Source organism: Stenotrophomonas sp. YJH_SMC_73 (assembly GCF_059370155.1).
Window position 1 is genome coordinate 210688 of the sequence record NZ_JCAFTJ010000002.1, and the last position, 14274, is coordinate 224961.

The window sequence follows — 14274 nt, forward strand, 5'->3', positions numbered from 1 at the left end:
TTACTGCCCCTTGCGCTCGGCGCGGCGCACCGCGCCCGGTACATCGATCTCGACCCGTGCCGGCAGCTGGTGCACGTGCAGTTCCTTGTTGATCCATTCGGCCGCTTCGCCGTTGATGGTCGCCTCGCCCGGATCACCGGCGTACGGCCACGGCAACACCACGCCACCGACCGGTGGCACCAGGCCCGGCTGCACCTCCAGCACCAGCTGCTTGTCGCTGCGCTGCAGGCGGTAATTGAGCTGGCCCTGCGGCGTGCGAAGGCCCTGCACGGCGATGCCCTCGCCCTGCAGCCAGGCCGTCGGGATGCCGGCGGCCAACACCAGCGCATCGTCCATGTCACGACTGTAGGCGAACATGTCCAGGGCCGAGCGCACGAAGTCCGAGGCGACCCAGGCATGCGGCAGGTCACCGACGAAGAACGGCTTGCGCGGCGTGCGCGAGACCACTTCGGCCCACTGGTTCCAGGCCTGCGGCGCACGGTCCTTGAAGAAGAACTCGGTCGCCTGCCAGGCGCGATCGCGCCAGCCCAGGCGAACGAAGGCGGCCACGTTGCGCCATTCGTACGGCGTGTAGTCCTTCCACTCGCGCTTGCCATCGCGGCGGGCCACGAATTCCTTCCAGTAGCGCTCGAAGGTCGCCTCCAACGCCTGCTGCGGCAGCCGGCCCTGCTCGCCGCCCGGCGCCAGCGCGATGGTGGTCGAGGTCGCGTCGAAATCGCCCAGCTCGGCCGAGCCCGGCAGGTAGTCGATGTTGTGCTGCTGCATCGCCGACAGCAGTGACGCCTGCAGGTCATCACGGAACTGGTCACGCGACTCGGCGATCTGCATCGCTTCGACCTTGCCCAGCTGGGCCGCCAGCGATGCTGCGTCCTTGTAGCCGCGCAACGCCCAGAAATTATCCCAGTACGAATGCATCGGCTTGGCCGAATAGCCTTCGTGGCTGATCGAGGCCGGCATCATCCCGTAGAACGCCGGATTGCGCGCACGGTTCTCTTCGGTACGCTCGCTGGCACGCAGCTGCTCCATGTAGCTGTAGGCGCCCTGCACGTGCGGCCACATCAGCTCGGCGAAGGTGCTGTTGCCGGTATAGCGCCCATATTCGGCGATGCTGTAGATCAGCTCACCGTGGCTGTCATTCTCCGGCACCGGGTCGCTGCCGCGCGCATCGACACAGCACGGCACCTTGCCGTTCTCGAACTGGTAAGGCGCATACCAGTTGATGTAGTCACGCACGGCATCGCTGCGCCCCATGCGCAGCAGGCCTTCGGAAATCATCGCGCCGTCGCGGATCCAGCTGCGCGCGTACGAGCGCGTGCCCGGCTGCAGGCGCGGGCCGACCCGCGAGATCAGCATGTGCGCCACGGCGGTGCGCAGGGTGTCGACCAGGGCCTGGCCTGCCGCCGGCACCTGCAGCGAGACCACGCCCAGCGCGTGCCGCCACTGTTCGGCCACCTGCGCCTGCGCCTTGGCCACGTCCAGCGCCTGCGGCGCCCAGCTCCCGGTCTGCGGCAGCACCACTGCCACTTCGCGGCTCTGCCCGGGTTCCAGCTTGATCGTATACAGCAGCGCACCGGACGCCATGCCGGTACTGTCCTTCACTGCCGTAGTGGCCGGATACTTTCCGGACGCAAGATGCATCGCATCGAGCTTGCCATCGAACGTGCTGGCGAAACGGGCATCGGGCACCTGCAGTGGATAGATGCGCGGCTCGCCGTTGATGCGTACCAGCTGTTCGCCCACGTCCAGCGCATCGATGCGGCTGAAGCCGCCGACGGTGTTGAGGAACTGGGTCGGCGGGTTGACCTGCCAGGGGCGGATCGCCAGCGCCAGGGTGTACTCGTGCGCCACCTTGTCCGGATTGCTCAGCCGGTAGCGGCCGATCAACTGCGCGCGCTCCGGCGTGCCCTGCACGAAGCTGGTCACCGCCAGGCCGGCCTTCTCGTGCACCCAGTCGACGTTGGCGATCGGAAGATAGTGGTCCTGCAGCGACTGGGTAGTGGCCACCTTCGACCAGTCCAGCAGCTTGCCGTCGAGGCGGATGAACGGCTCGATGCTGAAGCTGCCCTTGGCCGGCTCCAGCGCACCGTCCTCGCTGATCAGCGCCTGTTCCTGGCCGCCATCGAGGCCGAGCAGGGTCCAGTACGGCTGTTCGCCCACATACGCACGCGGCAGCGAACCGCGCGGCAGGTCGGCCGCCACCGAGGACAGGAAGGCGTTCGGCGTGGCGGCGAACGCCAGCGGCTTGAGCGTGATGTCACGGATGCCATAGCGCCAGTTCGGGCCATCGAGCAGATCGAAACGCACGTAGCGTGCGTCGGTGTCCGGCAGCGCCAGCCAGTCGCGGCCACCCGCACCGCCGGTCACCTCGCGCACAGTGCGCCAGTCCCGGCCATCTTCGGACGTCCGCACGGTGTAACGATTGGCTTCCAGGTTCGGCAGCCAGTCGATCACCGCACCGCCGATCTCGCGGCTCTTGTGCAGGTCCAGGCTGATGGTCTGCTGCTTGACCCCGCCGCTGATCCAGAACGTATCGCCCTTGCCATCGATCATGCGGTCCTGCAGCGCGGTGGCGGTATCGGCGATGACCGATGGCACCAGTGCCGAATCATCCTGCGGTGGCAGGCCCTGCAGGGTCAGCTTGTCGAAGCACACCGTGCCGCGGCCACCGACCTTGCTGTAGATCGTGAACTCGACCGCGGCGCTGCGCGCCATCTCCTTCTCGGGCGACGGCCCCCACGCCTTGTCGATCTGGCGACGCCGGTATTCGACCGGTGTCCACGCCTTGGGGAAGCTGTAGCCCGGGCGGTTGACCCACCAGACGTTGTCGCCGCTGGCATCGATCAGCTTGAACTGCAGGTCGTTGGCCGGCGAATCACCACGCAGCTGGAAGCCGAAACGGTAGTTGACCGGGTAGTCGATGTTCAGCGCGCGGCGGATGCCGACGTAGCCGGAGACCTTGTGGAAATCATAGTCCAGGCACAGGGCACGGCCGCCGCCGGCGCCGCTGACCGGCCGCAGCGAACCACTGACCTGGTCGGACAGCACCAGTTTCCAGGCGCCGATATCGTCGAAGTCGTCCAGCACCTTCGGCGCCGGCAGTGCCGGTGGTGCGGCGATCGCCAGGGAGGTCCACAACAGTCCCAGTCCAACGGCGATCGCTCGCTTCATCCCTTGACGCTCCCCAGCAACAGACCTTGGATGTAGTACCGCTGCAGCACCAGGAACAGCGCCAGCACCGGAACCACGGTGACCACCGCGCCAGCCATCATCATTTCCACGTCCATGATGTGTTCGCGCGAGAGGGTGGCCAGCGCCACCGGCAAAGTGTAGTGCTCCTGGTCGGTCAACACGATCAGCGGCCACATGAAATCGTTCCATGCGCCCATGAAGGTGAAGATCGCCAGGGTCACCAGCACCGGCTTGAGCATCGGCAGCACGATCTGGAAGAAGATGCGCAGCTCCCCTGCCCCGTCGATGCGCGCCGCTTCCAGCAGTTCGTCCGGGATCGAACGTGCGTACTGGCGTACCAGGAAGATGCCGAACACGCTGGCCAGCGCCGGCACGATCACGCCGCCGAAGCTGTTGACCAGCTCCAGCTGCTTCATCAGCAGGAACAGTGGCAGCATCGCCACCTGCGCTGGAATCACCAGCGCCGCCATCAGTACCTGGAACAGGCGCTCGCGGCCGACGAAGTTGAGCTTGGCGAAAGCGTAACCGGCCATGGTGTTGAGCAGCAGCGAGCCGATCGTGATGCCCAGCGACACCAGCAGGCTGTTGGCAAAATTGCCGCCCATGCCGGTGCGCGCGAACAGTTCATGGTAGTTGTGCGTGGTGATGCTCGAAGGCAGCAGCGGCGGCGGGAAATGGCTGGCCTCGCCCTGCGGCATGAACGAGACCGAGACCATCCACAGCAGCGGTGCCAGGCTGACCAGGGCCAGCACCAGCAACGCACCATTGATCATCCACGGGTACCAGCGCGACTGGCCGATTTCACGACTCATACCAACTGCCTCTTGCGGCCGAAACGCAGCATCACGGTGGTCACCGCCAGGATGATCAGGAACAGCAGGAACGCCACGGCGGAGGCGCGTCCCAGGTTCCACCACTTGAAGCCTTCCTCGAACATGAAATACAGCACGCTGACGGTGCTCTGCAGTGGGTCGCCGCGGGTCATCACGTAGGGTTCGGCGAACAGCTGGAAGTAGCCGGACACGGTAATCACCCCGACCACCAGCAGCACCGGGCCGAGCATCGGCAGGGTGATGTGCAGGAACTGCTTCCAGCGCGAGGCACCATCGATGCGCGCCGCTTCGTACAGGTCATGCGGGATCGCCTGCAGGCCGGCCAGGAAGATCACCATGTTGTAGCCGAAGTTCTTCCACACCGCGAACAGCATGATGGTCGGCATCGCCCAGTTGGGATCACCCAGCCAGTCGATCGGGCTGATGCCCAGATGGCCCAGGCCGTAGTTCACCAGGCCATAGCTGGTATGGAACAGGTAGCGCCAGATCACCGCCACCGCCACCAGCGTGGTCACCACCGGCGCGAACAGTGCCGTGCGGAACAGGGCCTTGAAGCGCGCGGCCGGTGCATTGAGCAGCATCGCCGCGCCCAACGACACGCCGATCGACAACGGCACGCCGATCAGCACGAAGTAGGTGGTGTTCCACAGCGACTTCCAGAACATCGGCGTCTGCAGCAGGTCGATGTAGTTGCCCAGGCCGACGAAGCGCAGGTTGCTGCTATCGGCCAGTGCATAGAGGTCGAAGTCGGTCACGCTCAGTGCAAGCGCCGAGGCGACCGGCAGGCCGAAGAACACGCCCAGCACGATCAGCGAGGGGCCGGCGAAGATCCAGCCGGCCAGCGAAGTACGTTTCATTGCGCGCTCCCGGCGGCCACGGCGCTGCTCGATTGCGGCGACGGCGCGCGCTCCTGCAGGCGTTGTTGTTCATGCATCCAGCGGCGCTTGGCCAGCACCTTGTCCACGCGCTGGTCCAGCTCTTCCACGGCCTTGTCCTGCGGCAGGCCACCGCGCACCACCTTCTCGGTGACGATGCGCATTTCCTGCACGATGCGCTCCCATTCGAGCACCTTCGGCGTCGGCCTGACCCGCTCCAGCTGATCGCGGAACGCGGCCGCCAGCGGGTCATTGGCCAGCGACGGCGTGTTCCACGCACTGCGGCGCGGCGGCAGGTCGCCAATGATCGAATGGAAGCGTGCCTGGATTTCCGGCCGCGACAGGAATTCGATCAGCTTCCAGGACGCCTCCTTCTGCTGCGACTTGCGGAAGATCACCAGGCTGGTACCACCGGCGATGCCCGCGCCCGGACCGTCCGGCCCCGGCAGCGCGGCGGTGCCCCACTGCCCTTCCAGTTCCTTCGGCTGCAGCTTCTTGAACTCGCGGATGTTCCAGGGGCCGGAGATGTAGAACACGTTGAAGCCGCGGAAGAATTCGTCCCAGACATTGGAGATCTGCGTCTCGGACATCTTCGGCGCCCAGCCCTGCTCGAACATGTTGGCGTAGAAGCCCAGCGTGCGGCGGAACCCCGGGCTGGAGAAATTGCCCCGGGTGTCGTCGTCACGCAGCAGCGGGTCGGGCTGCTGCAAGGCCAGCGACAGCTGCTGCTCGAACTCGTTGATCGGCATCAGCACCGCGTAGCGGCTCGGGCCCTGCATGCGCTTGATCGCCGCCATCTGCTCTTCCCATTCCTGCCACGTACGCGGCGGGTGGTCGTAGCCGGCCTTGACCAGCAGGTCCTTGCGGTAGTAGATCAGGCGCGTATCGACGTACCACGGCACGCCGACCAGCCCGCCGTGGATCACGTTGGTATCCCAGATGCCCTGGAAGTAGTCCTTCGGGTCGACCACGGTGGAGCGCTGCACGAACGGCTGCAGCGGGGTCAGCGCGTCGAGTTCGGCGAACTCCGGCACCCAGGTGTTGCCAAGCTGGCACACGTCCGGCAGTCCATCGGCGGCGAACGCGGTCAGCAGCTTCTCATGCGCGGCGGTCCACGGGATGTTCTGCACATCCACCTTGATGCCGGGGTTTTCGGCCTCGAATTCGTGGATCAGCTCGCTGACCACCTCGGCTTCGCGGCCCATCGCCCAGAAGCGCACGGTGGTGGTGCCCGGTTCGGTACGGGCGCAGCCGGCCACGGCCAACGCGGCCAGGGCAGGCAGCGCCCAGCGGCGCAGGCGGTCGATCCAGTTCGGCATCGGGCTACTTGCCCTGGCCTGTGGTGCGGTTGGCATTGTTCTTCTGTTCCTGCGCGGCAGCCGCGCGTGATTCGGCGATACCCACCGCGCGTGCTGCCGCGGCCTTTTCGTCTTTCTGCAGTTCCAGCGGCTGGAACGACCCTTCCGGCGCCAGCCAGCCGCCACTGAACCCGGCCCGCTCCAGGCCCTTGCGGATGTACGGGTTCTTCTTCATCACTTCCCAGACGAAGTCATCGCGGTAGTTGGCGATCATGGTCAGGATCGGGCCCTGGTCGATGGCGATGTAGTCGCTGGCGACCCAGCCGCGATCGGGAACCAGACGACCGGTCTTGATCGGGATGTCGTAGTTGAAGCTGGGGTTGAACGAATCCAGGAAGCCGTAGCTGGAATAGATGTAGTCGCCAAAGCGCTTGTGCATCTCCAGCGTGGCCGGGATCACCTGCTCGGGGGCGAACACCACCGAGGCGATCGCAGCGGTCGGGGCGATGGTGCCGTCATCAAAGTTCTCGCGCAGGCCGGCGCCGCGCGAGGAGTAGTGGCGGAACTGGCGCTGCTCGCCGCGGTACTCCTGCGTGGTGTTCTGCGGACCATCGCTGGCGGTCAGGCCCCACACGTTCTCGCCATACTCCTTCCACTGCATCGGGTTGGCGATGGCATATTCGCGCTGGGCCAGCGCGGCCGACCGGCTGTTGAGGAAATAGGTGCTGCCGCGCTCGCGCATGTAAGCGTCCTGGATGTCGCGGAAGTCGATCCAGACGTGGCTGTACTGGTGGCCGAACAGCGGGCCGAAGGACAGGTATTCCTGGCCCTGGTAGACGCCCCAGTCGTTGTCGTAGGTACGCGTCCACACCGTCCACGCGTCCGGGCTGACCGGGTGCGTCGGCGAGCCCAGGGCGAGGATGTACACCATCATCGCCTCGTTGTAGCCCATCCAGTCGTGGTCGATGAAACCGCTCTCCGGGAACCAGCCCATCGAGATCAGCGGTGCACGCTGCTGCAGCCACGGCCAGTCGACCTTCTTGTACAACGTATCGGCGATCTGGCGGATTTCCTTCTCGCGCGGATCATCACCGTCGTAGTACGACTGCGCGAACAGCACGCCCATCATCAGCAGCGCGGTATCCACCGATGACAGCTCGACCCAGCTGTCGTAGCGACGGCCTTCCTGCATGTCCAGGAAGTGGTAGTAGAAGCCCTTGTAACCGGCCTTGCCGGTGCGCTGCGGGCCCATCGGCACGTCGCGGAAGAACTTCAGCGTGGTCAGCGTGCGGTCGATCGCCTGGTTGCGGCTGACCCAGCCGTTCTCGATGCCGATCGGATAGGCGGTCAGCGCGAAGCCGACCGAGGCGATGCTGGCGAACGGCCGCGATGGGTAGCGGTCCGGGGTCAGCCCGTTGACCTCGTTGGTGGTGTCCCAGAAGAACTGGAAGGTGCGGCGCTCGATGTCATCGAACAGCGGCGGCAGCTCAGGCTTCATGGGCCGAGGCGGTGCATCGGCCTCGATCAGGATCACCGGCGGGCGCGGTTTGGCAGGTTCCTGCTGGGCCGGCTGGCAGGCGGCCACGGCCAGGCTCAGCGCTGCGGCGGACAACAGATGGCGTGCCTGCATGGCGCGGTTCCTCCGGTGGTCTGATCGATGGGAAAGCATACCGTCCAATGATCTGAAATCGTTTACAAGGTGTGTGCTTAAAAAACCACGAAAAACGTGGCCTGACACCGCGATCATTGCCCACGCCGCTGCCCCCTGGCCGGCAGCGGCGTGGGCAATGGACCGGCACGGGGCCGGCCATTGCCGTTTTCACCGATGCCGCCAGCGAGCCGGCGGCATCGGGTCATGCATCACCGCCCGGGCTTAGAAGCGGAAGCCCACTTCGGCCTTGACCTGGCGCGGCGTACCGACGATGTCGCCGGTCTCGTTGTAGCTCACCAGCAGCTTGCCGTCGCTCTTCACGTAGTTCAGGTTGGAGAAGTTGTCGAAGTTGAGCACGTTGATGATGTCGATACGCGCATACAACTCGGTATCGCCGGCCAGCTTGAAGGTCTTGGTCGCCTGCAGGTCAAGCGACCGGTAGCCGAAGATCTTGCCGCCGAGCAGGAAGCGGCCGTTGCCCCCCGGGTAGCCGGCGGCCGGGGTCGGCAGGCAGTTCGGGTTGCCGGCCTGTGCCACGCAGGACCAGTCGTTGCCCGCCACCGGGGTGGCCAAGGTCAGCTTGCCACCGAAGGTGATGCCCCAGAAGCCATCGTAGGAGCCCGTGACCACCAGACGGTGGCGCGGCGCGCCGTTGGACTTGATGTATGGGTATTCGCCGATGGTGCCGCGATCGAACGAGTAGTGCTCGTCGATGTTGCGGTTGTGGCGCGCAGTGGTCCAGGTATAGGCGATCGAGGTACCCCAGCCACTTTCCTTGGTGTACGGCTTCTGCGCAGACAGGAGGATCTGGGTAGCGCGGGTCTTGATGCCCTGCTGGCCAATGATCAGGCTGCCGAAGCCGGGGATGTTGCAACCCCACGGTTGGCCGTAGGTTGGCTTTTCGGCACCACACAGCATCTGGTTGTCGAAGAAGTTGCCGTTGCGGAAGCGATTGCCCAAGGTGTAGGCGAAGCCATCATAGGTCAGCGTGCGCGAGATGGTGGCGTCGGTCAGCCACTCCCCAATCTGGTTGCTCATGCCCAGGCTGAACTGGTCCGCGTAGGGCACCTTCAAGTTGTTGTTGAGCAGGTCCACTTCCAGGCCTTCGTTGCTGGTACTGCCCAGCAGGGCCTGCACGTTGCCGATGCCATTGAGCAGGTTCGGGTTCCAATCGAAGCACGGGTTCTGCCCGTACAGGCAGGCTCCGCTGCGCGGGTCGCGGAAGTACACGGTCGGCTGCGGCAGGGCCAGCTTGGTGGTTTCCAACGCCAGGTAGTCGAAAAGATCACGGTCGTAGGAACGACCGGCGCCACCATGGATCACATGCTGCTCGTCGGCATTGATGTCATACGAGAAGCCCAGCCGCGGCTGCCAGGCATCCTTGAATGCCTTGCGGTTGTGGCCGTTGCTGATGTAGTCGTTGATGTTCAGGCCGCTCAACGCGAGCGTCTGCGCGTAGCTCTGCCCGGCCGGGCCATGCGGATCCTGCGCATTGAGCGCGCTGACCACTTCCGGCGGGGTCACGAAGTCCAGGTAGGTCGGGTTCTTCTCGTAGTCCCAACGCAGGCCAAGGTTCAACTGCAGGTGGTCGTTGACCTGCCAATCGTCCTGAATGAACAAGCCAATCTGCGTGGTCTTCGAGCGTACTTCCGGCAACACGCCACTGACACCAGTAATCGGCTTGGTGAACTGCGCCTTGTACGGCGTATCAATGCCAAATTCCGGGTTGCCCACGGTGTAGTAGAACTGCGGGTTGATCTGCTGCGCGTCGGAGGCGTACAGATTGATCTTCTTGTACTTGGCGCCCATCTTGATGGTGTGGTCGCCAGCCCACTCCAAGCCGTCCAGGGTCAGGTTGTCTTCGATCGACCAGCCCTTCTGGCCCTTCACCTGCGAGGCGAAGGCGCTGGCACCACCGATTTCCACAATGGTGCGTTCCTGCGGGGTGTTGCCGTCGATGTCACGGCCGTCCGGCGCGGTGTACACGTAGCCGTTGCCCAGGGTCAGCGGCAGCGGGTTGTTGAACGACTTCTCGTGGGTGACCATCAGCTCGTTGTAGAAGCGCTCACCGCTGTGATTCCAGCGCAGCGCGAAACGACGGTCTGTGTTGTCAGTGACCTTGCCATGCTCCTTGGAGGTCTGGTCACTGAACTGCTGCTGATTCTCGTCACGATCCTGGACTGTGAACTCGATGCGGTCGTTGTCGGTCGGCTCGACGTCGATCTTGGCGAAGATCAGGTCCTGCTTGAACGGCTGGCTGGCCGGGCCCAGGCCGGCGGCGGCCGCCGCCGGCAGCTGCGAGGCAGCACTGGTGACCGCGCCATTCGGGGCAATGGTCACTGGCAGATCGAAACGCTTGGCTTCGTAGGTCACGAAGAAGTGGGCCTTGTCCTTGATGATCGGGCCGCCCAGCGCGAAGCCGTATTCCTTCTCCGCCGATTCTTCCTTGCTCTTTCCCGGCTGGCGTTCGGCCGGGGTCATCGCACGCATACTGTCGTTGGTGTAACGATAGAAGGTCTCGCCCTTGAACTCGTTTGTACCCGACTTGGTCGCAGCGGTGATCGCGGCGCTGGACACCTGGCCGTACTCGGCCTTGTAGTTGCCGCTGATGACCTTGTATTCACCGATGGCGAGCTGCGGGAACGGGTTGCCTGCGCTGCCGGACTGGCCGGCCACGCCGCCGCCCTTGACGTAGCTCTTCTGGCCCACACCGTCAATGTACACGTTGGTGCCGTCGGCGTTGGTCGCACCGCCGCGCAGCGAGGTGTTGCCCTTGGCGTCACGGGTGAAGATCATGCCCGGCACCGCGTCGGCGAACTCCAGGAAGTTGCGCGACACCTGCGGGGTGGTCTGGATCTGCTGCAGGCTGACGGTCTTGCCGACTTCGGAGGTGCGCACTTCCTGCAGCAGGGTCGGCGCGACGACGTTGACGGTGTCCAGGTTGGTGGCCGCGGTCGAACCGGGGGTGCTGCTGGCGGCACCGGCAAAGTTCAGCGTCGCGGTCGAGGCCACGGTGACGGTGACCTTCTGGGTCTGGCCGTTGGCGACCACGTCATAGGTACCCGGGTCCAGGCCCATCAGCGAGTAGCTGCCGTCGGCGCGGATGGTGCCACGGCGGACGGTACCGGTAGCCACGTTGGTGGCGGTCACTTCGGTACCTGCCTGGGCGCCGGCAACCTGGCCGCGCAGGCTGGCGTTGGCCGACTGCGCCATGACGTTGGGGGCGGCGGCCAGCATCAGGCAGCTGACCAGTGCGGTGCTCAGCAGCCGGCGCGCCGGCATGCGGAAGGTGGTATGCATCATCAACTCAATCTCCGGGTGGCGGTAACCGCTTGCGCGGTCCCTGCGATCAGTCAAAAAAAGAAGGAACGCCTCTGGCTTCAATGGCCGGATGGCGGAGTGGTGGAATCGCGAACTATCAAGCGGGGAACCAGGGTCTGCTTGTCCCCTGTCCCATCCGTGGAGGTGCCGTCCATCAACTGCATCAGACGCGTCATGGCCCGGTCGCCGAGCTCGGCGATGCTGACCTGCATGGTGGTCAGCGACGGGTGGACGAAACGCGCCAGTGGAATGTCATCGAAACCTGCCAGGGCAACATCGGCCGGCACACGGACACCAGCCTGCGTGAACGCATACAGGCAGCCCAGGGCCATCATGTCGTTGGCGGCGAACACGGCATCGGGCAGCGCTCCGGCTGCCAGCAACTCCTGACCGGCGCGATGGCCGGAAGCTTCGTCGAAATCACCGGGCAGCTCGATGCCCTCGGCGTCACTGCCAAACGCTACCAGCGCGTCACGGAAGCCGCGCAGGCGCTCGCGCGCGTCGAAGTTGAGGTCCGGGCCAGAAATGAAGGCAATGCGGCGGTGGCCGGCGTCCAGCAGATGGCGGGTCATCGCCATCGCACCGGCGTGGTCGTCGATGCTGAGCACCGGATGGTCCTGCCCGGGCAGATAGGTGTTGATCAACACCGTCGGCAGCGACTGCGGCAGGTTGTCGGTCAGGAAGCCTGGGCTCTCGGCATAGGGCGAGAGCACCAGCAGGCCGTCGACGCGGCCGCGCATGGCACGCAGGGCGGCGCCCTGCTGTTCCTGGTCGCCGTGGTAGCTGGACACCAGCAGGTGCTGGCGGCGGTTGCGGGCCACGCCGTCGATGCCGCGCATCAGTTCGGAGAAGAATTCGCCGTACAGGTCAGGCAGCACCACGCCCACCGTATTGGTGCGGCGGCTGCTCAGGCTGCGGGCGGCGGCATGCGGGGTGTAACGCAGCCGTGCGGCCACCTCCAGCACAAGCTGGCGGACCGGTTCGGCGACATTTTCATGCCCGTTGAGCGCGCGGGAAACCGTGGCCACGGAGACCCGGGCTTCGCGTGCGACGTCTTTGATTGTGATAGCTGCCTTGTTCACGAAGCCGCCCTCCACGGCTTGGACCTACCAGCATTGGCGCGGAATGTAAGCGTTTCCATCTGGGCTTGTAAACAGTCCGTTAGGCGAATGTCCCGAAATGGACATGAAAACCTGTCCGTGGCCAGGCCCTTGCGGACCCGCCAGGACAGTGCGGGACAAGGGCTCAGCCCTGTTCTGACGGGGTATGTGCGCGGATGGACAGCGCGTGGATATCGGTGTCCATCATCGACCCCAGCGCGGCATAGACCGCGCGATGCCGGGCCAACGGAGCCAGTCCGGCGAAGCGTTCACTCACCACATGGACGTTGAAATGGCCGCGCCCGTCGCGCGCGCCGGCATGGCCGGCATGGCGATGGCTGTCATCCTCGATCTCGAGCACGCTGGGTGCCAGCGCCTGCTGCAGCGCATCACGGATCCGCTCGATCCGTTCCGCGTTCACGGCAGGACCTTGCGGAACGGGCGTACCTGCACGCGGGTGTAGACGCCGGCAGCCACGTACGGGTCGGCATCGGCCCAGGCCTGGGCCTGCGGCAACGACTCGAACTGCGCGATCACCACCGAGCCGCTGAAACCGGCCGGGCCCGGGTCTTCACTGTCCACCGCCGGGCACGGGCCGGCCAGCAGCAGGCGCCCCTCGTCGCGCAGCGCGTGCAGCCGCGCCAGGTGTTCCGGCCGCGCCTGCAGCCGCTGCGCCAGCACATCCTGGCCGTCATACCCTTCGATCACATACCACACCGGCATTTCCTCGCTTGCGTTGTCGGGTCCGCAGATTCTAGCCAATGCAGCCCCCGCCCCGGTCCGGCTGGACACTGGCGCGGCAAAGGCTTACCCTAGACTCCATTGCACGTGGCTGGATGCAGCGGCCCGTCGGTTTTTGCGGCCAACGCAGCCCCCGACGACCGCCCCGCTGCTTCAAACCGGACCACCCGGCCGGGCCACGTAGACGACCTCCCCGTAGTTCTGTCGCTGCCGTTTACCGCGGCGCGTCCCGCTGTTTGATATGTGTGGAATCGCGCCGATCCCGGCGTGTCTGGCGCCTTGGGGCTCCGTGGCGTTGGCCCGGCGAACCCGGTGCCGCGACTGGTCCGTTGCAATCCTGATCTCCATTAGATGACTTCCGAACTCGCGCTCGACGCGAACCCGCCAACCCGGCCGCCCGCCCCCCAGCAGCAGGAAATGCCGCTGGCCGTGGTGCATGGGCAACCGGTCCTGCAGATTCCGCAGGACCTGTACATCCCGCCGGACGCGCTGGAAGTCATCCTGGATGCCTTTGAAGGCCCGCTGGACCTGCTGCTGTACCTGATCCGCCGCCAGAACCTGGATGTACTGGACATTCCCGTTGCCGAGATCACCCGGCAGTACGTGGAGTACATCACCGTGATGCGCGAGCTGCGCTTCGAGCTGGCGGCCGAATACCTGGTGATGGCCGCGATCCTGGCCGAGGTGAAGTCGCGGATGCTGCTGCCGCGCCCGGTCAGCGAGGAAGGCGATGAAGCCGACCCGCGCGCCGAACTGGTGCGCCGGCTGCAGGAGTACGAACGCTTCAAGCAGGCCGCCGAGAACATCGACGCCCTGCCCCGCCAGGACCGCGATACCACCGTGGCACATGCCTTCATGCCCGAACGTGCCACGGTGAAGCTGCCGCCGCCGGTGGACCTGAAGGAAATGCTGCTGGCCCTGCACGACGTGCTCAAGCGCGCCGAGCTGTTCAGCGGCCACGCCATCAAGCGTGAGGCACTGAGCGTGCGGCAACGCATGGGCGAAGTGCTGGGACGCCTGGAAGATGGCAAGTTCTATCGTTTTGAAGGGCTGTTCACCGCCGAAGAAGGCAAGCTGGGCGTGCTGGTCACGTTCCTGGCGGTGCTGGAGCTGGCCAAGGAACAGCTGCTGGACATCGTCCAGGAAGAACCGCTGGCGCCGATCTACGTGAAGTCGCTGGCGGCCGGCAACACCAATGCCCCGCTGCAGTTCAGCAGCGAGTTCGACGACAACGACGACGACGCCAATGCAGACGAGTGAGCGCTG

The 14274-nt window shown here is 65.3% G+C and carries 10 protein-coding genes; 1 reads left to right on the forward strand and 9 read right to left on the reverse strand.

What is annotated here, in order from left to right; all coding sequences use genetic code 11:
* The 9 genes from AC5P8R_RS04205 to AC5P8R_RS04245 form a co-directional block, all read right to left on the reverse strand.
* On the reverse strand, positions 1-3168 hold the full coding sequence (locus AC5P8R_RS04205; RefSeq protein ID WP_495223022.1) for a discoidin domain-containing protein: 3168 nt from the start codon (positions 3166-3168) through the stop codon (positions 1-3).
* On the reverse strand, positions 3165-4001 hold the full coding sequence (locus tag AC5P8R_RS04210) for a carbohydrate ABC transporter permease (RefSeq protein ID WP_495223023.1): 837 nt from the start codon (positions 3999-4001) through the stop codon (positions 3165-3167). Before AC5P8R_RS04210 ends, AC5P8R_RS04205 begins: the two co-directional genes overlap by 4 nt.
* Complete coding sequence (locus AC5P8R_RS04215; RefSeq protein ID WP_005410323.1) at positions 3998-4879, reverse strand: carbohydrate ABC transporter permease; 882 nt, start codon at positions 4877-4879, stop codon at positions 3998-4000. Before AC5P8R_RS04215 ends, AC5P8R_RS04210 begins: the two co-directional genes overlap by 4 nt.
* The gene (locus AC5P8R_RS04220) at positions 4876-6216 is read right to left on the reverse strand and encodes a sugar ABC transporter substrate-binding protein (RefSeq protein WP_495223024.1); all 1341 of its coding nucleotides are present in this window, start codon (positions 6214-6216) and stop codon (positions 4876-4878) included. Before AC5P8R_RS04220 ends, AC5P8R_RS04215 begins: the two co-directional genes overlap by 4 nt.
* A 4-nt stretch (positions 6217-6220) precedes the next feature.
* The gene (locus AC5P8R_RS04225) at positions 6221-7825 is read right to left on the reverse strand and encodes a glucoamylase family protein (RefSeq protein WP_014647750.1); all 1605 of its coding nucleotides are present in this window, start codon (positions 7823-7825) and stop codon (positions 6221-6223) included.
* A 243-nt stretch (positions 7826-8068) separates the two neighbouring features.
* Positions 8069-11149: a TonB-dependent receptor gene (locus tag AC5P8R_RS04230; protein WP_046431674.1), complete on the reverse strand. Its 3081-nt coding sequence runs from the start codon at positions 11147-11149 to the stop codon at positions 8069-8071.
* A 77-nt stretch (positions 11150-11226) separates the two neighbouring features.
* On the reverse strand, positions 11227-12264 hold the full coding sequence (locus AC5P8R_RS04235; RefSeq protein WP_049442422.1) for a LacI family DNA-binding transcriptional regulator: 1038 nt from the start codon (positions 12262-12264) through the stop codon (positions 11227-11229).
* A 148-nt stretch (positions 12265-12412) separates the two neighbouring features.
* Positions 12413-12688, reverse strand: a complete 276-nt coding sequence (locus AC5P8R_RS04240; RefSeq protein ID WP_014647753.1) for a BolA family protein — start codon at positions 12686-12688, stop codon at positions 12413-12415.
* A complete protein-coding gene (locus tag AC5P8R_RS04245) occupies positions 12685-12984 on the reverse strand; it encodes a YciI family protein (protein ID WP_014037825.1) in 300 nt (99 codons plus the stop codon). Before AC5P8R_RS04245 ends, AC5P8R_RS04240 begins: the two co-directional genes overlap by 4 nt.
* A gap of 375 nt (positions 12985-13359) precedes the next feature.
* On the opposite strand from AC5P8R_RS04245, the gene AC5P8R_RS04250 reads away from it, so the two are divergent.
* Entirely contained in the window at positions 13360-14268 is a 909-nt protein-coding gene (locus AC5P8R_RS04250; protein WP_014647754.1) for a segregation and condensation protein A, read from the forward strand.
* The last annotated feature ends 6 nt before the right edge of the window (positions 14269-14274 follow it).

Bases quoted from the DNA above. Each gene is read 5' to 3' on its own strand.
- AC5P8R_RS04225 (WP_014647750.1), bottom strand. From the start codon at position 7,825: ATGCAGGCACGCCATCTGTTGTCCGCCGCAGCGCTGAGCCTGGCCGTG.
- AC5P8R_RS04220 (WP_495223024.1), bottom strand. From the start codon at position 6,216: ATGCCGAACTGGATCGACCGCCTGCGCCGCTGGGCGCTGCCTGCCCTG.
- AC5P8R_RS04210 (WP_495223023.1), bottom strand. From the start codon at position 4,001: ATGAGTCGTGAAATCGGCCAGTCGCGCTGGTACCCGTGGATGATCAAT.
- AC5P8R_RS04230 (WP_046431674.1), bottom strand. From the start codon at position 11,149: ATGATGCATACCACCTTCCGCATGCCGGCGCGCCGGCTGCTGAGCACC.
- AC5P8R_RS04250 (WP_014647754.1), top strand. From the start codon at position 13,360: ATGACTTCCGAACTCGCGCTCGACGCGAACCCGCCAACCCGGCCGCCC.
- AC5P8R_RS04215 (WP_005410323.1), bottom strand. From the start codon at position 4,879: ATGAAACGTACTTCGCTGGCCGGCTGGATCTTCGCCGGCCCCTCGCTG.
- AC5P8R_RS04205 (WP_495223022.1), bottom strand. From the start codon at position 3,168: ATGAAGCGAGCGATCGCCGTTGGACTGGGACTGTTGTGGACCTCCCTG.